This window comes from Pseudorhizobium marinum, from assembly GCF_000705355.1.
GTDB classification, from domain to species: Bacteria; Pseudomonadota; Alphaproteobacteria; order Rhizobiales; family Rhizobiaceae; genus Neorhizobium; species Neorhizobium pelagicum.
Genome location: NZ_JMQK01000001.1, coordinates 63,517 through 85,683, shown reverse-complemented (window position 1 = coordinate 85,683; position 22,167 = coordinate 63,517). Strand labels below are relative to the sequence as shown.

24 protein-coding genes are annotated in these 22,167 nt (G+C 63.5%); 10 read left to right on the top strand and 14 right to left on the bottom strand.

The annotated features are described in order from the left end of the window. Positions 1–127: 127 nt before the first annotated feature. From EO99_RS0100450 to EO99_RS0100415, 8 genes are all read right to left on the bottom strand, one after another. A complete protein-coding gene (locus EO99_RS0100450; RefSeq protein ID WP_029616684.1) occupies positions 128–421 on the bottom strand; it encodes a type II toxin-antitoxin system RelE/ParE family toxin in 294 nt (97 codons plus the stop codon). Beyond that, the gene (locus tag EO99_RS0100445; protein WP_029616683.1) at positions 414–680 is read right to left on the bottom strand and encodes a ribbon-helix-helix domain-containing protein; all 267 of its coding nucleotides are present in this window, start codon (positions 678–680) and stop codon (positions 414–416) included. The genes EO99_RS0100450 and EO99_RS0100445 overlap by 8 nt, the downstream gene beginning before the upstream one ends. Positions 681–772: 92 nt before the next feature. Next, on the bottom strand, positions 773–2,173 hold the full coding sequence (locus EO99_RS0100440; protein ID WP_029616682.1) for an NAD(P)(+) transhydrogenase (Re/Si-specific) subunit beta: 1,401 nt from the start codon (positions 2,171–2,173) through the stop codon (positions 773–775). A 13-nt stretch (positions 2,174–2,186) separates the two neighbouring features. Further along, positions 2,187–2,597, bottom strand: a complete 411-nt coding sequence (locus EO99_RS0100435) for an NAD(P) transhydrogenase subunit alpha (protein WP_029616681.1) — start codon at positions 2,595–2,597, stop codon at positions 2,187–2,189. Continuing rightward, a complete protein-coding gene (locus tag EO99_RS0100430) occupies positions 2,597–3,868 on the bottom strand; it encodes a Re/Si-specific NAD(P)(+) transhydrogenase subunit alpha (RefSeq protein ID WP_029616680.1) in 1,272 nt (423 codons plus the stop codon). The genes EO99_RS0100435 and EO99_RS0100430 overlap by 1 nt, the downstream gene beginning before the upstream one ends. A gap of 77 nt (positions 3,869–3,945) precedes the next feature. Beyond that, positions 3,946–4,170: an aa3-type cytochrome c oxidase subunit IV gene (locus EO99_RS0100425; protein ID WP_029616679.1), complete on the bottom strand. Its 225-nt coding sequence runs from the start codon at positions 4,168–4,170 to the stop codon at positions 3,946–3,948. Positions 4,171–4,364: 194 nt separating this feature from the next. Next, entirely contained in the window at positions 4,365–5,117 is a 753-nt protein-coding gene (locus tag EO99_RS0100420; protein WP_404820867.1) for an N-acyl amino acid synthase FeeM domain-containing protein, read from the bottom strand. 144 nt (positions 5,118–5,261) lie between these two features. Continuing rightward, positions 5,262–7,553 carry a putative bifunctional diguanylate cyclase/phosphodiesterase gene (locus EO99_RS0100415; protein WP_051679626.1) on the bottom strand — a complete coding sequence of 764 codons (2,292 nt, stop codon included), beginning with the start codon at positions 7,551–7,553 and terminating at the stop codon, positions 5,262–5,264. A 397-nt stretch (positions 7,554–7,950) separates the two neighbouring features. Between EO99_RS0100415 and EO99_RS0100410 the strand changes: the two genes are divergently transcribed. Beyond that, entirely contained in the window at positions 7,951–8,511 is a 561-nt protein-coding gene (locus tag EO99_RS0100410) for a TRAP transporter small permease subunit (protein WP_037110798.1), read from the top strand. Positions 8,512–8,513: 2 nt separating this feature from the next. After that, positions 8,514–10,460, top strand: coding sequence for a TRAP transporter large permease (locus EO99_RS0100405; protein WP_029616675.1), 1,947 nt, complete (start codon positions 8,514–8,516; stop codon positions 10,458–10,460). 77 nt (positions 10,461–10,537) lie between these two features. On the opposite strand, the gene EO99_RS0100400 is transcribed toward EO99_RS0100405, so the two are convergent. Both EO99_RS0100400 and EO99_RS0100395 read right to left on the bottom strand, forming a co-directional pair. Then, on the bottom strand, positions 10,538–10,837 hold the full coding sequence (locus EO99_RS0100400; RefSeq protein ID WP_029616674.1) for a putative quinol monooxygenase: 300 nt from the start codon (positions 10,835–10,837) through the stop codon (positions 10,538–10,540). A gap of 26 nt (positions 10,838–10,863) precedes the next feature. Beyond that, entirely contained in the window at positions 10,864–11,877 is a 1,014-nt protein-coding gene (locus EO99_RS0100395; RefSeq protein WP_029616673.1) for an NADP-dependent oxidoreductase, read from the bottom strand. 87 nt (positions 11,878–11,964) lie between these two features. Here EO99_RS0100395 and EO99_RS0100390 point away from each other — a divergent pair, with 87 nt between their 5' ends. Beyond that, positions 11,965–12,552, top strand: coding sequence for a TetR/AcrR family transcriptional regulator (locus EO99_RS0100390; protein ID WP_029616672.1), 588 nt, complete (start codon positions 11,965–11,967; stop codon positions 12,550–12,552). A gap of 67 nt (positions 12,553–12,619) precedes the next feature. Here the strand turns inward: EO99_RS0100390 and EO99_RS0100385 are convergent, their stop codons facing one another. After that, positions 12,620–13,726 (bottom strand): TRAP transporter substrate-binding protein, encoded by a 1,107-nt coding sequence (locus tag EO99_RS0100385; protein ID WP_029616671.1) that lies wholly within the window; start codon positions 13,724–13,726, stop codon positions 12,620–12,622. A 287-nt stretch (positions 13,727–14,013) separates the two neighbouring features. Between EO99_RS0100385 and EO99_RS0100380 the strand changes: the two genes are divergently transcribed. After that, positions 14,014–14,808: a gamma-glutamyl-gamma-aminobutyrate hydrolase family protein gene (locus tag EO99_RS0100380; RefSeq protein WP_029616670.1), complete on the top strand. Its 795-nt coding sequence runs from the start codon at positions 14,014–14,016 to the stop codon at positions 14,806–14,808. 51 nt (positions 14,809–14,859) lie between these two features. Here the strand turns inward: EO99_RS0100380 and EO99_RS0100375 are convergent, their stop codons facing one another. The 3 genes from EO99_RS0100375 to EO99_RS0100365 form a co-directional block, all read right to left on the bottom strand. Beyond that, the gene (locus EO99_RS0100375) at positions 14,860–15,822 is read right to left on the bottom strand and encodes a 2-hydroxyacid dehydrogenase (protein ID WP_029616669.1); all 963 of its coding nucleotides are present in this window, start codon (positions 15,820–15,822) and stop codon (positions 14,860–14,862) included. Positions 15,823–15,842: 20 nt separating this feature from the next. Beyond that, the gene (locus tag EO99_RS0100370) at positions 15,843–16,865 is read right to left on the bottom strand and encodes a LacI family DNA-binding transcriptional regulator (RefSeq protein WP_029616668.1); all 1,023 of its coding nucleotides are present in this window, start codon (positions 16,863–16,865) and stop codon (positions 15,843–15,845) included. 99 nt (positions 16,866–16,964) lie between these two features. Continuing rightward, the gene (locus EO99_RS0100365; protein ID WP_029616667.1) at positions 16,965–17,459 is read right to left on the bottom strand and encodes a MarR family winged helix-turn-helix transcriptional regulator; all 495 of its coding nucleotides are present in this window, start codon (positions 17,457–17,459) and stop codon (positions 16,965–16,967) included. Positions 17,460–17,547: 88 nt separating this feature from the next. On the opposite strand from EO99_RS0100365, the gene EO99_RS0100360 reads away from it, so the two are divergent. The 6 genes from EO99_RS0100360 to EO99_RS0100335 all read left to right on the top strand — a co-directional run bounded on the left by EO99_RS0100360 (position 17,548) and on the right by EO99_RS0100335 (position 22,063). Continuing rightward, positions 17,548–18,339 carry a creatininase family protein gene (locus tag EO99_RS0100360; RefSeq protein ID WP_029616666.1) on the top strand — a complete coding sequence of 264 codons (792 nt, stop codon included), beginning with the start codon at positions 17,548–17,550 and terminating at the stop codon, positions 18,337–18,339. 85 nt (positions 18,340–18,424) lie between these two features. Then, entirely contained in the window at positions 18,425–18,754 is a 330-nt protein-coding gene (locus tag EO99_RS0100355) for a type II toxin-antitoxin system Phd/YefM family antitoxin (RefSeq protein WP_029616665.1), read from the top strand. Beyond that, positions 18,751–19,155, top strand: a complete 405-nt coding sequence (locus EO99_RS0100350) for a type II toxin-antitoxin system VapC family toxin (RefSeq protein ID WP_029616664.1) — start codon at positions 18,751–18,753, stop codon at positions 19,153–19,155. Before EO99_RS0100355 ends, EO99_RS0100350 begins: the two co-directional genes overlap by 4 nt. A gap of 101 nt (positions 19,156–19,256) precedes the next feature. Then, positions 19,257–20,372, top strand: a complete 1,116-nt coding sequence (locus EO99_RS0100345) for a CobW family GTP-binding protein (protein ID WP_029616663.1) — start codon at positions 19,257–19,259, stop codon at positions 20,370–20,372. Further along, positions 20,372–21,358, top strand: a complete 987-nt coding sequence (locus EO99_RS0100340) for a WD40 repeat domain-containing protein (protein ID WP_029616662.1) — start codon at positions 20,372–20,374, stop codon at positions 21,356–21,358. Before EO99_RS0100345 ends, EO99_RS0100340 begins: the two co-directional genes overlap by 1 nt. A gap of 24 nt (positions 21,359–21,382) precedes the next feature. Next, the gene (locus tag EO99_RS0100335; protein ID WP_029616661.1) at positions 21,383–22,063 is read left to right on the top strand and encodes a spermidine synthase; all 681 of its coding nucleotides are present in this window, start codon (positions 21,383–21,385) and stop codon (positions 22,061–22,063) included. Positions 22,064–22,167 lie beyond the last annotated feature (104 nt).

Genomic DNA, 22,167 nt, shown 5'->3' with positions numbered 1-22,167 from the left:
GACGCGGAATGTCTGCCCCGGTATATGGCACGCCGTGCTGTATTCCGTCAGTGGACGGGATGAGACGGATCGTTCACGGATGCTGAACGGCGCCCGAACATCTCGTAATGTTCGCTCCGCCGTTGTCTCACAGAGCTTTCATGCGCTGGACAACGCGGCTGTGAATGATCGCAAGGATAAGGATACCGAAGCTTGCCTCTTCATAGAGGATGACATGGCTGTGGTGCTCATGTCGACGCACCTGCTCCCCGAGCGCCGGTGCCAGACGCCCCATTCGCGGATTGTCGGCCAGAAGCTGGAAGCAGGAGTGCAGATCATCGCCGTAATGCTCGGCCTGACGGATGCCGAAAACTTCCAGGCCGTAGATAAAGATATCCAGCAGATCCCTGTCAGCCTGCTGCGTCAGCCTGAACTCAGGCACGACCGACCTTCCGTTGCGAGACGATGGATTTCGCTTCGTCCAGGATCTCCGCGATGCTGCGGGTACTCACGCCGCTGCCGCGGGAGGCAGCCAGAAGATCGCGCAGTTCATCGACCGAAAGCTCTTCCCCGCGCCGAACCCGCTCCTGAACGATGAGTTCGCTCAGATACTCGCCCGCGCTGGCGTAGCGGCCGCTGCGGACCTGTTCATCGATCCAGTCTTTGGCCGCATCTGGAAGTGATATCGTCAAGCTTGCCATGCTGACCTCCGTTGCTGACAGTGTCGCATGATCTCCGCCGACAGAAAAGCCCGGCATGGCCGGGCTTTTCCTCGCATCCATGGCATCACGCCTCAGTGCTTCATCGCCTTGACGATGTCGTCGGTCATCTTCTTGGCGTCGCCGAGCAGCATCATCGTGCCGTCCTTGTAGAACAGCGTGTTGTCGATGCCGGCATAGCCGGAGCCGAGCGAGCGCTTGACGAAGAGGCAGGTCCGGGCCTTGTCGACGTCGAGGATCGGCATGCCGTAGATCGGTGAGGACTTGTCGTCGCGCGCCGCCGGATTGGTGACGTCGTTGGCGCCGATGACATAGGCGACATCCGCCTGCGCGAACTCGCCGTTGATGTCTTCCAGCTCGAAGACCTCGTCATAGGGGACATTGGCTTCGGCGAGCAGCACGTTCATGTGGCCCGGCATGCGACCCGCCACCGGGTGGATCGCATATTTCACCTCGACGCCGTGTTCCTTCAGCGTATCGGCCAGTTCCCGCAGTGCGTGCTGTGCTTGGGCGACCGCCATGCCGTAGCCCGGCACGATGATCACCTTCTGGGCGTTCTGCATCAGGAAGGCGGCGTCCTCGGCAGAGCCCTGCTTGACCGACCGCTGCACGCCGTCGTCCGCACCGGCTGCCGCCGCCTCGCCGCCGAAGCCGCCGAGAATGACCGAGACGAAGGAGCGGTTCATCCCTTTGCACATGATGTAGGAGAGGATCGCCCCGGACGAGCCGACCAGCGCGCCGGTGATGATCAGCGCCAGATTGCCTAGCGTGAAACCGATACCGGCGGCTGCCCAACCGGAATAGGAGTTCAGCATCGAGACGACCACCGGCATGTCGGCGCCGCCGATCGGCACGATCAGCAGCACGCCGAGCGCCAGCGCCAGCGCCACGATCAGCCAGAAGTCGAAATGGCTCTCCGACAGCGTCAGGCCGACCATGAAGAGGACGATCGCCACAAGCAGGCCGATGTTGATCCAGTGCCGGTAGGGCAGCAGGATCGGCTTGCCGGACATCCGCCCGTCGAGCTTTAGGTAGGCGATGATCGATCCGGTGAAGGTGATGGCGCCGATCGCGGCTCCCAGCGCCATCTCGACCAGTGCCTGGCCGTGGATCTCGCCGATTGCGCCGATGCCGAAGGACACCGGATCGTAGAGTGCGGCGGCCGCCACCATGACGGCGGCGAGCCCGACCAGCGAATGGAAGCCGGCGACGAGCTGCGGCATGGCCGTCATCGGGATGGTGCGGGCGATATAGGCGCCGGCACCGCCACCGATGGCGAGCGCCACGACGATCAGGACGAGGCCGCCGAAGCTCGGCGTGGCCAAAAGCAGGGTCGTGCCGATGGCAATCCCCATGCCAACCATGCCGTAGACATTGCCCTGGCGGCTGGTGGTCGGATGGGAGAGCCCGCGCAGCGCCATGATGAACAGGACGCCGGAGACGAGGTAGAGGAAGGCTGCAAGGTTCTGTGACATTTTTCCAGGACCCTCAGCGTTCTTTTTTCTTGTACATGGCCAGCATCCGGCTGGTCACCAGGAAGCCGCCGAAGATGTTGACCGAGACGAGCACCAGCGCCACGAAGCCGAAGCCCGTGGCATAGCCGCTGGCGGAAATGCCCACCGCCAGCAGTGCCCCGACGACGATGACCGAGGAGATTGCATTGGTGACGGCCATCAGCGGCGTGTGCAATGCCGGCGTCACCGACCAGACGACGTAGTAGCCGACGAAGATCGACAGCACGAAGATCGCCAGCCGGAAGACGAAGGGATCGATGGCGCCGCCGGAGACGCCATGCGCCGCCATGGCCACCGCATCCGGCGCCTGCTCGGCTGCGATTCTCACGGACTGCACCGCCTGATCGAGCTGCTCCAGCGCGGAATTCATCAGGTCGCTCGCCATCACAGCTCCTCCTTCTTGTCCGTTCCAGCCTTCGCCGGTGCCTTGCGTGTCCGCTTCGGCTTGCCGGCGTCGTCCGCAGGCGAAGGCTCGGCTGCAGCAGGTTCCGCCGCCGCTGCGGCAGGAGCGCCATCAACCACAAGCGCTGCCGCGGCAAAATTGGGATGCACCACCTTGCCGCCGTGGGTCAGCATGGTCGCCTTGACCAGTTCGTCCTCGGTATTGATCGAAAACGATTTCGTCTCCTTGTCGACCATGGTCTCCAGAAAGGCGAAGAGGTTCTTGGCGTAGAGCGCCGAGGCCGATGCCGCGACGCGGCCCGGGACATTGTCGTAGCCGATCACCGTGACGCCCTCGACCGTGGCGACGGAGCCCTTCACCGAACCCTCGATATTGCCGCCGCGTTCGACGGCGAGATCCACGGCGACGGAGCCGGGCTTCATGGCGGCGAGCATGGCACGCGTCACCAGACGCGGCGCCGGACGGCCGGGGATGAGCGCGGTGGTGATGACGATGTCCTGCTTGGCGATGTGCTCGGCAACCAGCGCCGCCTGCTTGGCCTGATAGGCCTCCGACATCTGCTTGGCGTAGCCGCCGGCGGTCTCGGCAGCCTTGAACTCGTCGTCCTCGACGGCGATGAACTTGGCGCCGAGCGAGGCGACCTGTTCCTTGGCGGCGGGACGCACGTCGGTTGCGGTCACGACGGCACCGAGGCGGCGCGCCGTGGCGATCGCCTGCAGGCCGGCAACGCCGGCGCCCATGACGAAGACCTTGGCAGCGGGCACGGTGCCGGCCGCCGTCATCATCATCGGCAGGGCGCGGCCGTATTCATGCGCGGCATCGATGACGGCGCGGTAGCCGGCAAGGTTTGCTTGCGACGACAGCACGTCCATCGACTGGGCGCGGGTGATGCGCGGCATCAGTTCCATGGCAAAGGTGGTCAGGCCGGCACGCGCCATGGCGGCAAGCGCCGCCTCGTTGCCATAGGGGTCCATGCTGGCGAAAACCGCAGCACCCGATTTGTAGCGGGAAATCTCGTCGGCGCCGGGACGGTTCACCTTCAGCACGATGTCGGCCGATGCGGCATCGGCGACCGTGCCGATCCGCGCGCCCGCCGTCTCGTAATCGCTGTCGAGAATGCCCGATCTTGCTCCGGCGCCCGCTTCGACCACGAGGTCAAAGCCCAGGCCGGTCAGACGCTTCACCGTGTCGGCGGATGCCGCGACCCGCCGCTCACCTTCCCCCTCCCGGGGAATAAAGATCATGTTCGCCAAAATACGCCCCTCTCAGTCTCAACTTGCGGACCCGACAAAGTCGCGCCCGCCCTCCCCGACTTCAGCTGGCGCAGATGTCAGCGAAGCAGGTAGAAGCCGGCGGCGTTGAGGACGATGAAGATGATCAGGCCGCCGAAGAAGCCGGCGCCGCCGAAGAAGCCGGCGGCCATGGCGATCATCAGCACGACGAGGTGCATCGTGGTCCACTTGGAAATGGTGAGGAACTTCTCGTAAGTTCTCTCGTGTTCGGCGTAATCCATCTGGGCGCCCGTTTCGATCGGCCCGGTGCTGTGGTTGTCCATCTGTCGTCTCCCTTGCGCAGCGCGCGCATGCGCCGATCAAGCGCAGCAACGGCCCTCGAAAACCTGATCTTGTCCGTCCCGAACCGCCCCAAAGCGGCGGGCCGAACCCTACTTCAGGCCTTACACAAAGCCACCTCGAAGCGCAATGGCACCTTATGGCGCAGGCGACCTCCCCGCCGGCTTTCGACCTGACTTCAGCTGGGGCGGATGGGCTGGCGGGCAAGCGCCTGCGCAGACCGCGCCGTCGGCAGGATCGTCAGCGGCGGCATGCCGCTCGGCGGCGACCGGTCGAACATCAGGCGGCGCTCGTAGGGCTGCGAATCGTAGATCGGAAACCGCGCGAGAAGCTTGTTGCGGATCTCGCGGGTTCGTGATGCCAGCAGAGTGAGTTCGAAGCCATAGAGGCTGGTGAATGTCGGCGGCACGACTGTATCGGCATAGAAGTAGCGACGGTAGAAAGCAGAATGTGCGGGCCGAATATGCTGGAGCATCCGGTCCGCATTGAAATGAATGGCCGCCATGATCGTCGGCCGCACGGTCAGATATGGAAGCGCGGAACGCTCCCCGTTCAGATCCGGATCAATCGCCAGCCGCGCCGGATCGATCAACGTCAGGCCCGCGTCAAGAAAGGCATTCAGGGCATCCGGGAAGACGCCGCCGGACTGGCTCAACCGATGTTCGGGCGTCACATGGTGAACCCTCACCGTGCTCACAAGTTCTTCGTAGAGATAGACGCCGAAGACATAGGCGTGATCGTCGAAATCGGCTTCGTCCAGCATATTGCCTGCTGAACGCGGAAGAACCCCCCGCTCGCGGTAGGACTTGTAGCGAAGACGAGCAATGTCTTCGAAGTCCTCCTGGTCTTCAATACGTCGGTACTCGACTGTATCGAGGACCGAAAGCAACTTTTCTGGAAATCCTTGTGCGAGAGTGAGGCTATTCTGGATATGGCGCATTCGCGGGCGATCTCCTGAGGGTTAACGAGAGGTTAACCCGAGATTCCGCAATGCGTGCGCCAAACGTGACAATCCGTTGGAATTTCAGAGAATATGGTTAATGGCCGTCCTGACGGGGAGTCGGCGCGCGCAACCTCAGGTCGCCGGCTTGCCCCGCTTGCGCGACGTCTTGAGGACCGAGATCTTGCCCCGGTTTTGCAGCATCTGGCCGGCGACGTCGGCTTCCACAGGGGGAGAGAACACATACCCCTGGATGATGTCGGCGAAACGATTCTCGTTGATGAGCCGAAGCTGGTCGGGCGTCTCGACACCCTCGATCACGATTCTCAGACCAAGATCCCGGGAGAGTTGGGTAATGCCCCGCAGAAGCTTGATGCGCCTCGGATCGACGTTGAGGTCACGGACGAACGCGCGATCGACCTTGACGATGTCCAGAGGCAGGGTTGTCAGGTAGCTCAGGCTGGAGAAGCCGGTTCCGAAGTCGTCGATCGAGATCGTGACGCCCTTCGCGCGCAGTTGCTGGAGGATGTTGCCGACGGCGACGGGATCGTCGATGAAGCAGTTCTCCGTCACCTCCAGATGGAGCCGCGTCGGCGGCAGGTTGTTGCGCGTCAGGATTTCGAACACTTCGCTCACGATCGACGGGCTCATCAGGTCATGCACGGAGAGGTTCACCGACACTGACACCGGCTGCTCCCACCCGGAACATTCCCGGCAGGCGCGGTCCAGAACAAACTGGGAGATCCCTGCGATGATCCCCATGTCCTCGGCCATCGGGATGAAGATGTTCGGCGCGATCATGCCCTTTTCGGGATGGTTCCAGCGAACCAGCGCCTCCATGCACTCGATTCTCGTTCCATCCGCGGAATACATGGGCTGATAGACAACCCGCAGCGCACGCTCATCGACAGCCCGACGCAGGTCTTGCTTGAGCTTCTGCTCCTCTATGTAGCGTGCATCCATCTCGGGCTGGAAGAAGACCAGCGTTCCGTTGCCCTTTGTCTTTGCATCGTTGAGCGCCAGATCGGCCCTGATGTGCCATTGTTCCATGTCGAATTCATCGACCGGGGCGATCACGCATCCGGCGTTGAAGGCGACACTCATCTTGATGTCGCAAAACTCGTAGGTGTGCTGCATTTTCCGGAGCAACTGTTCCATCCGGGCTTCGAGGTCGGCGCGGTCCTTCGCCGTTACCAGCGCGACGAACTCGTTTCCGACAAGCCTTCCAGCCAGCAGTTCATCGCCAACGTCGACGAGAAGCCTTGATGCGACGGCACAAAGCAGCTGGTCTCCGACCACATGGCCGCGAAGGTCATTGACGTGCTTGAAACCCTCGATGTCCATGATGACCATGGCTGCCAGCGCGCCCGGCGGGCACCCTTCCAGCCTGGCTGCGGCAAGTGTCGTGAAGTGCGCCCTGTTCGGCAAGCCCGTAAGCGAATCGAGCTGCACCATCCGCAGCATCTTTATCTCGGCCGCGACCCGTTCACTGACGTCCTCGAGGATCAACACGACGCCGTCATCATCACGCCGACTGGCCGAGCACTCGATATGGCGACCGTCCCCGAGATTGAGGAGCGTGCGAGCGAGCTCTCCCACCACCAGCTGCTGAATCTGCTGGATGCCTTCGTTGCGCCCCTCGAACCTTCGTCTCAGGACGTTGATCAAGGGCAGCCCGGCGATGGACGAGGCATTGGGCAAACCGAGAAGATCGCATCCACGGCGATTGATCACTTCAATGCGCCCGCCGCTGTCCAGCATCACGAGGCCATGGGCGATGGTGGTCAGCGCAAGATCGAACTGATTGGCGATCAGACGGATTTTTCGCGCCGCCAGGACGTTTTCATAGAGGAACTCGCGGACGCCGTTTGCCATCGATCGGGTGGTCAGCCCGAAGGGTATGAGCAACAGCGACATGAGCGCGAGATACTGGTCGCCACTGCTGACACAGGCGAGAATGATGGGAATGCAGCATCCGAGCGTCTGGTAGTCGACTGCCCAGCGCGAGCCATAGTTGCGGCCGACAATGGACATCATGGAACCCATCGTCATGGCCACGCAGGTAAAGGCCACAAAGCTGTCTCTCAGCACCAGCATTGCATGTCCGCTCGTGGTGCCGAGCAGAAGGGCAGTCAGCGTGGCGCCGGCAACATATCGTCGCTCCCACTGCGCGATCTGGGCATCGGTCAGCGGATGCTTGTCGACCCTGTCGAAGCGCAGGAATTCGTAGAAACGAAGTGCAAAGACGAGCGCAAAGCCGGCAGCGGCGAAGAGATAGAACTCAGAACCGGTATAGCTGAAAACGATAGCGCACCAGATAACGTGAACGACCACGCCGGTAATCAACGTTCCACGATTTCCAAACAGCGAACTGACAAACGACAGATAGACATCTGTCGGCAGCCTGCTCGGCTCGCGCGCCTTCATAGCTTCGCCCCTTGAATCCAGCGCCACCCTTCGCCGGACCTCTTAAAATTCAGTGATTACCCGAATCTTCCCCCCTGAGACCATAGGGGTTTTTCATGCCTTACTTAACAACTGTCAAACAAGACATCGTAAAAAACCATAGTGCGGCGATTGAGCGGAAATAGGGTGCGGAGGGGAGGCGCCGGTTCGACGTGCGCCCGTTGGGCCTGGCGGGAGCCCCGGCGGTCCAAAAGGCCGCAGCGCCTGCAAATCAAGTACATTGTCCTAATGGCCCGATTGATTTTTACCACGCCAGCCAATACAGGTCGCCGACCAAGAACCAATGTGGCGCCCCCTCACAGATCCTGATCCTTGTGGGCGGCAGGATCGCCGCGAGTTACTGCAGGAGGGGACAAGAATGGCTGCGCTGCTCGCGCTTAGTCGCGTGATCGATGCCGTGACCACGGCAATCGGAAAATCCGTCTCATGGCTGCTTCTGGCCGCCGTCCTCATCAGCACCGGCAATGCCATCCTGCGCAAGACGCTGGACATGTCGTCCAACGCCTGGCTCGAGGTGCAGTGGTACCTGTTCGGCACCGTGTTCATGCTGGCCGCGGCCTATACGCTGCTGAAGAACGAACATGTTCGCATCGACATCCTGTCGTCGATGTGGAGCAAACGGACACGCGACATCATCGACCTCGTACTGCACGTCATCTTCCTGGTGCCCTTCGCAGCGCTGATGGCCTATCTGGCCTGGCCGTGGTTCTGGCTGTCCTTCAACTCCGGCGAAATTTCGTCCAACGCCGGCGGCCTGATCATCTGGCCGGCCAAGCTGGTGGTGCTGCTGGGCTTCAGCCTGCTGCTGCTGCAGGCCTTCTCCGAGATCATCAAGCGCTTCGCGGTGATCACGGGACGGATCGAGGATCCGCGCCATGACACGGCCGGCGAAATGCCGCCGGCTGCGACGGAGGTATGAGCGTGATCGACTTCATTGCCCATAATCTGCCGCTGGTGATGTTCTCCAGCGTGATGCTGATGCTGCTGCTGGGATATCCGGTCGCCTTCACGCTGGCCGCCGGAGGTCTGCTCTATTTCGTCATCGGCGTGGAACTCTCGGCCATCTCGCCGGAGATCCGGCTCTTCTGGCCGCTGCTGCAATCCCATCCGGAGCGCATCTACGGCATCATGTACAATGACACGCTGCTGGCCATCCCCTTCTTCACCTTCATGGGGATCATCCTGGAGCGGTCGCGCATGGCCGAGGACCTGCTCGACACGATCGGCCAGCTGTTCGGCCCGGTCCGCGGCGGCCTCGCCTACGCCGTCATCCTCGTCGGCGCGCTGCTCGGCGCCACCACCGGTGTGGTTGCCGCATCGGTCATGGCCATGGGCCTGATCTCGCTGCCGATCATGATGCGCTACGGCTACCAGCGGCCGCTGGTGGCCGGCACCATCGCCGCCTCCGGCACGCTGGCGCAGATCGTGCCGCCCTCGCTCGTCCTGATCGTCATGGCCGACCAGCTCGGCCGCTCCGTCGGCGACATGTATGTCGGGGCCCTCTATCCGGCGCTGATGATCGTCGCGGCCTACTGCCTCTACATCTTCGCCGTCTCGATGGTGAAGCCGCAATGGGCACCCGCGCTGCCGATGGAAGCCCGGACGCTCGGCAATGGCGTGACATCGCTCGGCGTCATGCTGCTCCTGGCGATCGCCCTCTACTATCTCGGCATGCACGTGCTGTTTACGGGCATCGGGAGCCCGGAATGGCAGCTGGTCACGGCCATGGCGTTTGCCGTGGGAACGGCCTATGTCGTCGCCCTGATCAACAGCCGGATTGAGAAGAAGATCATCTCCCGGCTCGCCGAACAGGTCATCATCGTCCTGGTGCCGCCGCTGGCGCTGATCTTCCTCGTGCTCGGCACGATCTTCCTCGGCATTGCAACGCCGACGGAAGGGGGCGCAATGGGCGCGACGGGCGCGCTGATCCTCGCCCTGGCCAAGCGCCGCCTGAGCTTCGGCATCATCAAGAACGCGCTGGACGCCACCACCAAGCTCTCTGCCTTCGTGATGATGATCCTGATCGGCGCCCGCGTCTTCGGCCTCACCTTCTACGGCATCAACGGCAATGTCTGGATCGAGGAACTGCTGCTGGCGCTTCCGGGCGGAGACTACGGCTTCCTGATCGTCGTCACGATCATCGTCTTCATCCTCGGCTGCTTCCTCGATTTCTTCGAGATCGCCTTCATCATGGTGCCGCTGCTGGCGCCGGTCGCCGAGGCCCATGGCATCGACCTTGTCTGGTTCGGGATCATCCTCAGCATCAACCTGCAGACCTCGTTCCTGACGCCGCCCTTCGGCTTCTCGCTGTTCTTCCTGCGCTCCATCGCGCCCGCCTCGCCATGGCTGGACAAGGTGACCAACAGGAGGATGCCGGCGATGAAGACGACCGACATCTACAAGGGCGTCTTCCCCTATATCGTCATCCAGTTCGCGATGATCCTGGTGGTCATCTTCTTCCCCGGCCTGGTGATGCACTACAAGACCGATACGCCGACTGTTGATCCGGGCGAGATCCGCATCGATATCCCCGGCTTCGGCGGGCAGAGCGATACGATGCCGAACTTCGGCCTGCCGCCGATCGGCGGCCAGACCGGATCGGACGGGAGCGGCAGCGCCGCTCCTCCGGCAGCCCCGCCGGCCTTCGGCCTGCCACCGCTCAACTTCGGTGCGGAACAGCCTGCGGCCCCCGGCCAGCCGGCACCGGCCGCGCCGGCCGCCCCGCCGGCCTTCGGCCTGCCGCCACTGAACCTCGGCGGCGACCCGCCAGCGGCACCCGGGACACCGGCACCGTCACCGGGGACACCGGCGGGTCAACCGCAGCCGGCGCAACCGGACCTGAGCCAGCCACCGGCGTTCAATCCCTAGAAACACCCGAGACGGCCTGCAGCATTCCGCTCCAGGCCGTCTCCGTTGTCTGTCGGGGCAAGACTTGCGCCTCTCCCCTATTCCACCAGCGAGCGCTCGTTGAACGCGTCGTACTTCATCACCTCGGCTCGCATCCTGCCAGACCACTTCTCGATGAACGCTTGGGTTGCCTCATGTTGGAGATGGGCCGTCAGCGATTGCTGATCCGGCCAGCGTTCGGCGACCGCAATATGCCCGGTCTTCTGGCTGTCGCCTGTGGTGGAATAGGAAAGGCAACCGCTTCCTGCCCTCTTCTTCGGATTGATGACGTCGACGTCGCCGAGAAAATCATCCACCTCCGACGGGTCGATCTCGATATGGCCGAGGACGATGATCATCGCGCTTCCTCCCTCCTGTCCATCCCTCACGCGACCGTCAGAACGATCTTGCCCTGGATGTGTCCTTCGGCCGCCCGTTCATGAGCCTTGCGGGCCTCGGCCAGAGGATAGGTGCTGTCGATCACCACACGGATCTTGCCGTCGTCGAGCAGGGGTGCGAGCTGCGCCAATTGCGCACCGCTGGAGCGAACCTGGGTCGCCGACACCGTCACGTCCCGTTTCGCGGCCTCCTCGGCATCGGCAAAGCCCAGGGGATAGACCGGAAACAGTGCCCCGCCGGGCTTCAGCGTCCGCAGGAAGCGGCCGGAGGTCGGACCGCCGAGGGCATCGACGACAAGATCGAGGCCCTGCACGACGCCTTCGGGCGGCGTCTTCGTGTAATCGATGAACTGGTCGGCGCCGAGCTCGCGCAGGAGCGCCTCATGCCGGCCCGATGCGACGGCGATGACATGCGCACCCATCCGCTTTGCCACCTGCACCGCAAAATGCCCTACGCCGCCGGCTGCCCCGTTGACGAGCACGGTCCTGCCCGCAAGCGGCACCGGCGCATGCCGATGCGGCTGAAGCGGGTTCGGTTCGTCGTGCCCCAGCTCGACCATGAATTGCCAGGCGGTCAGCAGCGACATCGGCGCGCCGGCGGCATGCACATGGTCGATCCCGGCGGGCTTGAGTGCGAGGTGCGCGGTCGGCACGCTGACATATTCGGCATAGGCCCGGCTCTCGCCGACGCTGAAGAAGCGCACCATGGAGTAGACCTCGTCGCCCCTGGAGAAGTCCGAAACATCGTCACCGACCGCCTCGACGACGCCCGATATGTCCGTTCCCAGGATCAGCGGAAAATCCACCTGCGGCTGCCACTCCGGCGGGAGCGTCCTGTAGCCGTCGCGCAGGTACCAGTCGGGCGGATTGACACCGACGGCGTGGACGCGAACGAGCACTTCGCCTGCCTTCGCCTCCGGGATTGCGACGTCCTCGTAACGCAGCACCTCGGGGCCACCGAATGCGTATTGCAAAACGGCCTTCATCGTCTGTGCCGACATTGTGTTATCCTTTCTGGAAGCCATATACTCCTTCTGGAGCACTGCTCCATATATCCGGAGCACTGCTCCTATTGTCAAGAGAGATTGATGCGCGCTGACGCCAGAAAAAACTACGACCACCTCATTGCCATTGCCCGCGATGTCGTCGCCGAGCACGGAGCCGAGGCATCGCTGCGGGATGTTGCCCGCAGGGCAGGTGTTGGGCTTGGCACGCTCTACCGTCATTTCCCGACGCGGGAGGCGCTTCTGGAAGCCTTGCTCCGCACCCGGTTCGGCGAACTGGCGGATCGGGCCAACGGGCTTGAATCATGGGACGACGCTGGCAGCGCTCTTGTCACCTGGCTGCGGGAAGCGATCACCATGACGCACCATTACAGTGGCACGATCGCATTGATGGTGGCTGCGATTTCAGACGAAGACTCGGCGCTTCACGCCTCTTGCACCACACTGCGCACCGCCGGAACGCGGCTTCTCCTCCGCGCTCAGGCGGAAGGCGTGGCGCGCCGGGACATGGACGGCAACGACCTGTTTGCGCTGATCAGCGCCCTGGCCTGGCTCGCCGACCAGCCGCCGCTCGTGCCGCGCGCGGACAATCTGTTCGACATCATCACGAGCGCGATCCTTACCGGGCGCCCGAAAGCCGATCGCGGCAAGGCCGAAGCCGCGCAGGAATAACCAACCCGCAGAAAAGCCCGGGTCTTGCAACCCGGGCTCGCTGTTGTGTTGTCTGCAAGGATGCGGATCAGAGCTTGCCGTTGCGCTGCTGGATCATCATGAAGGTGTCGAAGGTGTATTCCGACAGCTGCATCCAGAGATAGCCCTCGCGCTTGAACGCGACCTGATCTTCGTAGATCCGCTTGAACCACTCGTTCGAACCCGAGATCTCGGCGTAGACCTCCTGCGCCGCGTTGAAGCAGGCTTCGAGGATCTCCTGGCTGAACGGACGCAGGATCGTGCCGTCGGCGACGAGCTGCTTGACCGCACCCGGGTTCTTCATGTCGTATTTCGCCATCATGTTGGTGTTGGCGTAGGCGCATGCATCGATGAGGGCCGCCTGGTAGCTCTTCGGCAGGCTGTTGAACTTCTCGAGGTTGGCGAAGGCGTGGATGACCGGGCCGCCTTCCCAGAAGGCCGGATAGTAGTAGTACTTGGCGACCTTGTAGAAGCCGAGCTTCTGGTCGTCGTAGGGACCGACCCATTCGGCGGCATCGATCGTGCCTTTTTCGAGAGAGGCATAGATGTCACCGCCGGCAATCTGCTGCGGCACCACGCCAAGCTTCTCGACCACCTTGCCGGCGAGACCCGCGATGCGCATCTTGACGCCCTTGAAGTCCTCGACGGTGTTGATCTCCTTGCGGAACCAGCCGCCCATCTGGGCACCGGTATTGCCGGCGATCATGCCGTAGAGATTATGGGTCGCGTAGAACTCGTTCAGCAGCGTGTTGCCATTGCCCTGGTAGAACCAGGAATTGGTCAGCCGCGCATTGAGGCCGAAGGGAATCGCCGTGCCGATGGCGAAGGTCGGATCCTTGCCGACGTAGTAATAGGAGCAGGTGTGGCACATTTCGACCGTGCCGGCGCTGACGGCGTCCGCCGCCTGCAGGCCGGGCACGATTTCACCGGCCGCGAAGGTCTGGATGGTGAAATTGCCGCCGGTGGCTTCCGACACGCGGGCAGCGATGTCTTCGGCGCCGCCGTAGATGGTGTCGAGCGACTTCGGGAATGAAGACGTGAGACGCCAGGTGATCTTGGGGTTTTCCTGCGCGATGGCTGGGGCCGCAAGCGTAGTGGCCGCGGCAGCGCCCGCCCCCGTCACTGCAGCTTTCTTGAAGAACGAACGACGATCCATAAAGTTACCTCCCGTGAAGACAAACCGCGGGGTAGCTTTTCTCCCCTTCCCCCGGCATGCCGCGAAGTAACCATGTCCCCTTGAGGCTGGCAAGCATCCTGCGACTAATTCCTTAGTGGTGGCCTTGCAAATTCTTCAAGGAATTCCGCAACCTGCGCGAAGAATAGCCAGTCGGCGCGAGCCCTGCGGACGATGCTCAAACATTAGGCGGAAAAGCCCCGGGCAAGGGCGCTTGACCTGCGTCCGATCCGGCGCGACAAACGGGCTCGACCTGCGGAGACTCTGAAATGCCCAAACCCATCGTTGCCGTGCCTGCCGACATCCGCGAAGTGGAAGGTGCGGTCTGGCATGCGAGCCCCAACCAGTACCTCAAGGCCGCGCTCAAGGTGGCGGGCGTCATGAGCTTCATCGTTCCTGCCTTCGAGGACGGCAACGAGGTCGATGCCATCCTCGACCGCGTCGACGGATTGCTGGTCACCGGATCGGCGACCAATGTCCATCCCTCGCTCTACGGCCGGCCTGCGACGGAGGCCGACGGTCCCTTCGATCCCGCCCGTGACGCGACCTCCCTGCCGCTGATCCGCCGAGCTCTGGAGCGCGGAATTCCGATGCTGGCGATCTGCCGCGGAATTCAGGAACTGAACGTCGCGCTGGGCGGCACGCTGGCGACCGAAATCCACGAGCAGCCCGGCATCTGGGATCACCGCAAGCCGAACGTGCCGGAGCGCGACCACATGTTTGCGATCCGCCAGCCCGTCTTCGTCGAGGAAGGGTCCTGCATCGCCAGGTATCTCGGTCTCTCCGGCGAGGTGCAGGTGAACTCGCTGCATCGCCAGGCGATCGCCGAGACGGCGCCGCGGCTCAAGGTCGAGGCGAAGGCCGAGGACGGCACGATCGAGGCGGTATCGGTGATCGATGCGAAGAACTTCGCGGTGGGCGTGCAATGGCATCCGGAATACTGGGCGGAGACCGACACGCCGTCGCGGGCGTTGTTTCAAGCCTTTGGCGATGCCGTGCGCGATTACGCCGCCGGCAAGGCGTCGGCGGACACGGCGCCGAAGCCGCTCGCCGCCGTTCGCTGAAACGACAGGATCGAGGGCGGCACCGCGCCGCCCTCTCCTTGAACTCTTGCCTCAGCCCTTGACCGGGGTTTCCGGCACCGGGCTGATCACTGTCTTGTCGCGGAACCAGCCGATCAGGTTGTCGACGACCAGATCCGCCATGGCGTTGCGGGTCGGGATCGAGGCCGAGGCGACATGCGGCAGCAGGCAGGCGTTGGGGAACTCCAGGAGTGCGGCCGGAACATTCGGCTCGTCATAGAACACGTCGAGGCCGGCCGCCGCGATCGTACCGTCGCGAAGTGCTGCAGCCAGCGCATCCTCGTCGACGCTGGTGCCACGGCCGACGTTGATGAAGACGCCATTGGCGCCGAGCGCCGCAAAGATCTCCGAGGTGAAGATCTTGTGCGTTGCCGCCGTGCCGGGAACGATGGAAATCAGCGTATCGACGGCTTCCGCCATCTCTTTCAGCGACCCGTAGTAGGTGTAGGACACGTCGTCGCGACGGCTGCGGGTGTGATAGCCGATCTCCACCTTGAAGGGCTCCAGGCGCTTGGCGATCTCGATACCGATGCGGCCGAGCCCCAGAATGCCGACCTTGCGGCCCTTCAGAGAGAGCGGCGTCAGCGGGTACGGGCCTTCGCTCTTCCAGCGCCCTTCGCGCAGGTAGATTTCGGCGCGCGGGAACTGGCGCACCGTGTTGAGCAGCAGCGCGATCGTCGTGTCGGCCACTTCGTCGTTCAGCACGTCCGGGGTATGGGTGACGATGATGTCGTGTTCCAGGGCCTTCTTCGTGTCGACGCCGTCATAACCGACGCCGAAGTTCGAGACGATCTGCAGGTTGGGCAGGCTCTCGATCCAGCCGTTGTCGAGCGCGCCGGAGATGGCGATGCCACGGATGCGCTCACGCACCGCCGGATCGATCTCGGTGACCGGCCCTGCCGGTACCTGCACGACCTCGCAGGCCTGGTTGAGGCGCTCGAGAACGCGCGGATGGATGCGGCCGGGAACGAGTACGGCAACGGTTTGATCGGACATGAGTGTCTCCTCGCAGGATGTTAGCTTCGGGGCCGGTAGAGGCCGGTGGACTGCCGGATGCGCATTTCCGGCTTGATGAGATGGATGCCGTCAGGGTCATGGCTCCCGTCGAGCCTGTCGAGCAGCGCCCGCGCCGCCAGGCGACCGACTTCGCTCTGGCCGTTCCAGACGGTGGTCAGCGCCGGCGTGGCGATCGACGCCTCCTCCAGGTCGTCGTAGCCGGTGACGGCAATGTCGACGCCCGGAACGAGGCCGGCGCGGCCGATGCCGTTCATCAGGCCGATTGCCACGAGGTCATTCCAGCAGACGGCCGCGGTCGGCTTCTGCGGCAGCGACAGGAAATGCACGGCCGCCTCGAAGCCGCCCTGCTTGGAGCGCGGTCCGGGGATGCGCAGGTTCGGATCGACCTCGATGCCCGCCTTGCGCAGCGCATTGACGTAGCCCTGGTAGCGGTCGCGCCCGGTCGAGGTCTGGTCGGTACCGCCGATCATCGCAATCGTCCGGTGCCCCAGACCGATCAGGTGATTGGTGGCAAGCGAGATCCCGTAGCTGTCGTCGCCGCGATAGGTCGGCAGGTTGACGCCTTCCATGGAGCGCGCGACGAGGATCGCCGGCATGCCGTTCGCCTCGGCAAGCTTGACGTCTTCCACCGGCGTGCCGATGGCCGGCGACATGATGACACCGTCGCCGCCGAGCTGCAGCAGCGTCTCGATGAAGGTCCGCTGTTTTTCGACCGAATCATAGTGGTTGGAGAGGATGAAGGTCTGGCGGCTGCGGTCGAGTTCGCTTTCGATCGCTTTCAGGATTTCGCCGTAGAAGGGGTTCATGATGTCGTGCACGACGACCCCGATGATGCCGGAGCGCGAGGTTCTGAGGCTGGCGGCGCGGCGGTTGTAGATATAGCCCAGGGCCCGGGCCTGTTCCTTGATCTTCTCGCGCGTATCGGCGGCCACCAGCGGACTGTCGCGCAGCGCCAGCGAGATGGTCGCGGTGGAAAGGCCGAGGCTTTCGGCAATCGTCGACAGCTTGATCTTTTGCGCCACGTCCCCTCCGACCAGGCAAGCGCCGACTTTTCGTCGGCTTTAAACCCGTTTAAATTCTTTAAGGGGATTTCGCAACCGGTTCTAAAGATTGCGGCGCAACTAGTCGTCTGCCGCGGCGCCCTGCAGGTTGGCGTCCATGGCTTTCAGCAGGCGCAGCAGGGACTTGATCTCCTTGTCGGAGAAATCCTGCACGGCCGCGGCACTGCAGTCGGCAACGCTCCGGCCGATCTGCTCCACCGTCGCCCGCCCCTGTTCGGTCAGGAACACCACCGTCAGCCGTCCGTCTTCACCGTCGTTGCGGCGTTCCAGGAAGCCCTGCGCCTCCATCCGGCTGATGGTCCGGGTCATGGTCGGCGCCTTGACGCCAAGGCGGCTCGCCAGATCCCCTGCCGTCAGCCCGTCTTCGCCAGACAGCGCAAGGATCACGCCGTCCTGGCCGGCGTAAAGCCCGCTTTCGGAAAGGCTGCGGCTGAGCGCCGTGCGCATCGCCCGGGCCGCCTGCGTCACCGCGCTTGCAAGGTCGTTCGTCGAAAGACCGTCGAGGTCCTTCTTCTTGCCCGACTTGCTCTTTTTGCCGTCCTTCTTCTTGCCCATGCCGTCGCCTTCCCGTCTTATATCGGTTCGTGCCCTGGCTGTGTAAAACACCAGACCTATTCATATAGAAGCGAGAAAATAATCACCAGTGCCGCATCTTCTTCCGCATTTCGAAGATAACGATCCGTCACTGCCGCCGTCCGCGCGGGCGGACTGGATCGCCGTGCTGCCGCTTGGCGCACACGAGCAGCACGGCCCGCACCTGCCCTTCGAAACGGACACGCTGATTGCAGCGGGCATCGTGGAGCGGGTCATCGCCAAGCTCCCCGCAGACCTGCCGGCGAGCTTCCTGCCGGTCGAGCCGGTCGGCTATTCCATCGAACACATGGACGTCGCCGGCACCCGGTCGGTGCGCTTTGACGAGGCCGTGGAGCGCTGGCTGGGCATCGCCGAAGGCCTGCACCGCCAGGGCATCCGCAAGTTGGTGATGCTGAATGCCCATGGGGGCAATGCGCCGCTGATGACGATCGTGGCGACCGAGGCACGGGTGCGATTCTCCATGCTGGCGGTGGCGACGAGCTGGACCCGGTTCGGCCTGCCGCCGGGGCTGATCACGCCGGAGGAAAAGGCAATCGACATCCATGGCGGCGACATCGAGACATCCGTCATGCTGGCGCTCTGCCCGGAGCGGGTGGACATGGCGAAGGCCGCGGATTTCCCCTCGCGCCAGAGCGACTTCGCCGCCCGCTTCAAGCATCTGCGCGCCTATGGCCCGCATGCCTTCGGCTGGAGGATGTCCGACCTCAACCGGCAGGGCGTCGCGGGAAATGCTGCGGCCGCCACGGCGGAGAAGGGCGAGGCGATCCTGGCGCACGCGGTCGGCGGCATCGTGGAACTGCTGCAGGATGTGGCGGCGTTCGATGCGGGGGAGCTGGGGTAGCTGCGCCGACCTGAGGGACCACTTGCCTGCCCGGCGGTGGCGTCTCATATTCACTGGATCGCAATCGCGCCTGAAGGAGGCGAAGATGCGCATATCCATCGAGGAAGCAGAAGGGCAACTCACCGAGTTGATCGAGCTGGCGAACCAGGGACAGGAAATCGTGCTGATGCAGGATGGCCAACCCTCGGCACGGCTGGAGCCTGTTATCGCCGTAAGCGCCGAGGACAGGAACGCCGCTGGGGCGGACATGCGAAAGCCACTGAGGCTGGCGAGTGAAACAAACCCGCTTTCGCAGGACAGACGAAGAGCTCTCCTCAATGAAATCCGGGCAATGGCACCGAACCCTCCTGTCGATGACGTGCCCGCAGAACGGAGCCAGGACTTCCTTTACGATGAAGACGGCATGCCCGGATGATCGTCGTCGATACGTCGGCGCTGATTGCTGTGGTGAATAACGAAGCGATGGCATCGCTGTGCAGTGACGTTTTGGTCGCGGAATCCGAGGCGCTCATCTGCGCCGGGACTTTGACAGAAGCCCTCATCGTTGCCCGTAGAAAGAAGGTATTGCCCGGGCTGACGAAGCTGCTTGGTCAGCTTCCGCTTTCGGTCATCGATCTGGATGAGATCCGTGCAGAGCGTGCCGCTGCCGCCTACGCCCTGTGGGGCAAGGGTTTCCACACAGCCGCACTCAACTTCGGCGACTGCTTCGCCTATGCCACGGCCAAGGAGTTCGATTGCCCGCTGCTCTACGTCGGCAATGACTTCGCGCAGACCGATGTCCGCGCAGCACTTGCCAGCCCATCCAACCCGATGTGATCTTATAACATATAAACCCTTTGAAGTCGCAGGGCGCTGGTCTTATATGGGGCCGACATCTTCCGCGCCCTTTGGCGCCCGCAGCTCCTTCGAGGTTTCCCATGGCCGAAAAGACCACCGACACCGCCGCCCTGAAGCCCATTCCCGTGACCGTACTCACCGGCTACCTCGGGTCCGGCAAGACGACGCTCCTGAACCGCATCCTCTCCGAGAGCCACGGCAAGAAATATGCCGTCATCGTCAACGAGTTCGGCGAGATCGGCATCGACAACGACCTGATCGTCGAATCCGACGAAGAGATCTACGAAATGAACAACGGCTGCGTCTGCTGCACCGTGCGTGGCGACCTGATCCGCGTCGTGGAAGGCCTGATGCGCCGTCCCGGCCGCTTCGACGGCATCATCGTCGAGACCACCGGTCTTGCCGATCCGGTCCCGGTCGCCCAGACCTTCTTCATGGACGACGACGTGCGCGCCAAGACCGAGCTCGACGCCGTCGTGGCACTCGTCGATGCCAAGCACCTGCCGCTGCGCCTCAAGGACAGCCGCGAGGCCGAGGACCAGATCGCCTTCGCCGACGTCGTGATCATCAACAAGACCGACCTCGTCACGCCCCAGGAACTGGCGGTGGTCGAGGAGGTCGTGCGCGCCATCAACCCGTCGGCCCGCGTCTACAAGACGAGCCGCTCCGGCGTCGACCTCGCCCGCGTTCTCGACCAGGGTGCCTTCAACCTGGAGCGGGCGCTGGAAAACGATCCGCACTTCCTCGACCACGAGCATGGCCACGAGGATCATATCTGCGGCCCCGACTGCGGTCATGACCATCATCACCACGACCACGATCACCACGGCCATGACCATGGGCACGATCACGGCCATGACCATCATCATCATGCGCCCTCCGCCATCCACGATGTCACGGTAAAGTCGATCTCGCTGCGCGGCGGCGAGATGAACCCGGAGCGCTTCTTCCCCTGGATCCAGAAGATCACCCAGACCGACGGGCCGAACATCCTGCGCCTCAAGGGCATCATCGCCTTCAAGGACGACGCCGAGCGCTACGTCATCCAGGGCGTCCACATGATCGTCGAGGGCGACCACCAGCGTCCCTGGAAGGACGGCGAGAAGCATGAATCGCGCCTTGTCTTCATCGGCCGCGATCTCGACGTCGAAAAGATCGAACGCAGCTTCAAGGCCTGCGAGGCGACGTCCGCCTGATGCCGACCGTCGCTCCGCTTGATATCGAAGGTCACGTCGTCGCCGCGCATTTCCTCGGCGACACGCCCTTCTTCGCCACCGCCGCCGGCACCATCCATCGCCTCGACAACGGCGAGAAGGTCACGGAAGCGCACGAGGGTCTGCTGATCTGCATCCGTGATCCCCACAGCGCCACGCTCATCACCGGCGGCGAGGACGGCAAGGTTCTGCGGATCGGCCAGGACGGCGGCGTCACCGAACTTGCCCACGTTCCCCGCAAGTGGATCAGCGTCGTTGCCGGCGGACCGCAGGGTGCCGTCGCCTACGCCCAAGGCCGATCGAGTTTCGTGCGGCTCGCCGACGGCAGCACCAAGGAATTTGCAGAGCAACGCAGCGTCGAAGGCATCGCCTTTGCGCCGAAGGGCCTGCGGATCGCGGCCGCCCGCTACAACGGCGTCTCGCTGCACTGGGTCGGCACCAATGCGCCGGCCGCCGATCTGGAGTGGAAGGGCGCCCATACCGGCGTCACCTTCTCGCCGGACGGCCGTTTCCTCGTCACCATGATGCAGGAAAACGCGCTGCACGGCTGGAAGCTCGACGGCAAGCCTGGCGATGCCCGCCATATGCGCATGACCGGCTATCCCGCCAAGGTCAAATCGCTGTCCTGGTCGGTCAAGGGCAAGTGGCTTGCCTCCTCGGGCGCACCGGCCGCCATCGTCTGGCCCTTCTCGGCCAAGGACGGCCCGATGGGCAAGGCACCGCTGGAACTCGGCACCCGTGCCGACATCATGGTCACCAGCGTCTCCTTCCATCCGGCGGAGGAAGTTCTGGCGATCGGCTTCATCGACGGCATGATCCTCGGCGTGCGCATTGCCGACGGCAAGGAGGCGCTGCTGCGCCGCCCTGGCAAGGGCGCCATCACCGGCATGGGCTGGAGCGCGACCGGCAAGCTTCTCGCCTTCGCCTCCGATGCCGGTGACTGCGGCGTGATCGACATCGCGGCCTGAGCCCGCCGACAACGGAAGCCCGGCATGATCCCCTGGACCCTCATTGATACCGCATCCGTGCCGGGTGGCAGCGACGAGCTGAGGCTCAAGCAGCGCGGCACCGAATTCTCGATCATGCTCGGCACCAACGAGCTGATGAACAGCCGGCTCAGCGGTTCGGAAGAGGCGCTGGCCAGGCTCTCCTGCGACAAGATCCGCGACCGCCCTCGCCCGAGGATCCTGATCGGCGGCCTTGGCATGGGCTTTACGCTGCGTGCCGCCCTCGCCGAAGTGCCGGAGGGCGCAGAGGTCGTCGTGGCCGAACTCGTACCCGCTGTCATCCGCTGGGCCAGAGGGCCGATGGCGGAGGTCTTCCGTGGCTGCCTGGACGACCCGCGTGTCACCATCATGGAAGCCGATGTCGGCGTGCTGATCGCCGCCGAGAAGGATGCCTATGATGCGATCCTGCTCGACGTCGACAACGGCCCGGAGGCGCTGACCCGGGACGAAAACGATCGCATCTACGATCTGGGCGGCCTCGGCGCCGCCAAACGGGCACTGCGCCCCGGCGGCGTTCTCTCCGTCTGGTCGTCGGCACCCGACAGCCAGTTTACCCGGCGCCTGAAGACGGCAGGCTTCACCACCGATGAAGTGCCCACGCGCGCCAACGGCAAGCGCGGCGGTGCCCGCCACATGATCTGGGTGGCGGTCAAGGACAAGCGCTGATCCAGGCCGACAGGTTTGACATCAAGACAGCACGGAGAACCGCGGCGGATCTCTCCGCCACGGCCTGACTCCAGTGGGTGGGCAGGCAGTGTTTGCAGTTTGTA

Excerpts from the sequence above, each read along its gene's own strand:
- EO99_RS0100445 (WP_029616683.1), bottom strand. The coding sequence starts at position 680 with ATGGCAAGCTTGACGATATCACTTCCAGATGCGGCCAAAGACTGGATC.
- EO99_RS0100440 (WP_029616682.1), bottom strand. The coding sequence starts at position 2,173 with ATGTCACAGAACCTTGCAGCCTTCCTCTACCTCGTCTCCGGCGTCCTG.
- EO99_RS0100435 (WP_029616681.1), bottom strand. The coding sequence starts at position 2,597 with ATGGCGAGCGACCTGATGAATTCCGCGCTGGAGCAGCTCGATCAGGCG.
- EO99_RS0100425 (WP_029616679.1), bottom strand. The coding sequence starts at position 4,170 with ATGGACAACCACAGCACCGGGCCGATCGAAACGGGCGCCCAGATGGAT.
- EO99_RS0100415 (WP_051679626.1), bottom strand. The coding sequence starts at position 7,553 with ATGAAGGCGCGCGAGCCGAGCAGGCTGCCGACAGATGTCTATCTGTCG.
- EO99_RS0100410 (WP_037110798.1), top strand. The coding sequence starts at position 7,951 with ATGGCTGCGCTGCTCGCGCTTAGTCGCGTGATCGATGCCGTGACCACG.
- EO99_RS0100400 (WP_029616674.1), bottom strand. The coding sequence starts at position 10,837 with ATGATCATCGTCCTCGGCCATATCGAGATCGACCCGTCGGAGGTGGAT.
- EO99_RS0100395 (WP_029616673.1), bottom strand. The coding sequence starts at position 11,877 with ATGTCGGCACAGACGATGAAGGCCGTTTTGCAATACGCATTCGGTGGC.
- EO99_RS0100390 (WP_029616672.1), top strand. The coding sequence starts at position 11,965 with ATGCGCGCTGACGCCAGAAAAAACTACGACCACCTCATTGCCATTGCC.
- EO99_RS0100385 (WP_029616671.1), bottom strand. The coding sequence starts at position 13,726 with ATGGATCGTCGTTCGTTCTTCAAGAAAGCTGCAGTGACGGGGGCGGGC.
- EO99_RS0100380 (WP_029616670.1), top strand. The coding sequence starts at position 14,014 with ATGCCCAAACCCATCGTTGCCGTGCCTGCCGACATCCGCGAAGTGGAA.
- EO99_RS0100375 (WP_029616669.1), bottom strand. The coding sequence starts at position 15,822 with ATGTCCGATCAAACCGTTGCCGTACTCGTTCCCGGCCGCATCCATCCG.
- EO99_RS0100365 (WP_029616667.1), bottom strand. The coding sequence starts at position 17,459 with ATGGGCAAGAAGAAGGACGGCAAAAAGAGCAAGTCGGGCAAGAAGAAG.
- EO99_RS0100355 (WP_029616665.1), top strand. The coding sequence starts at position 18,425 with ATGCGCATATCCATCGAGGAAGCAGAAGGGCAACTCACCGAGTTGATC.
- EO99_RS0100350 (WP_029616664.1), top strand. The coding sequence starts at position 18,751 with ATGATCGTCGTCGATACGTCGGCGCTGATTGCTGTGGTGAATAACGAA.
- EO99_RS0100345 (WP_029616663.1), top strand. The coding sequence starts at position 19,257 with ATGGCCGAAAAGACCACCGACACCGCCGCCCTGAAGCCCATTCCCGTG.
- EO99_RS0100340 (WP_029616662.1), top strand. The coding sequence starts at position 20,372 with ATGCCGACCGTCGCTCCGCTTGATATCGAAGGTCACGTCGTCGCCGCG.
- EO99_RS0100335 (WP_029616661.1), top strand. The coding sequence starts at position 21,383 with ATGATCCCCTGGACCCTCATTGATACCGCATCCGTGCCGGGTGGCAGC.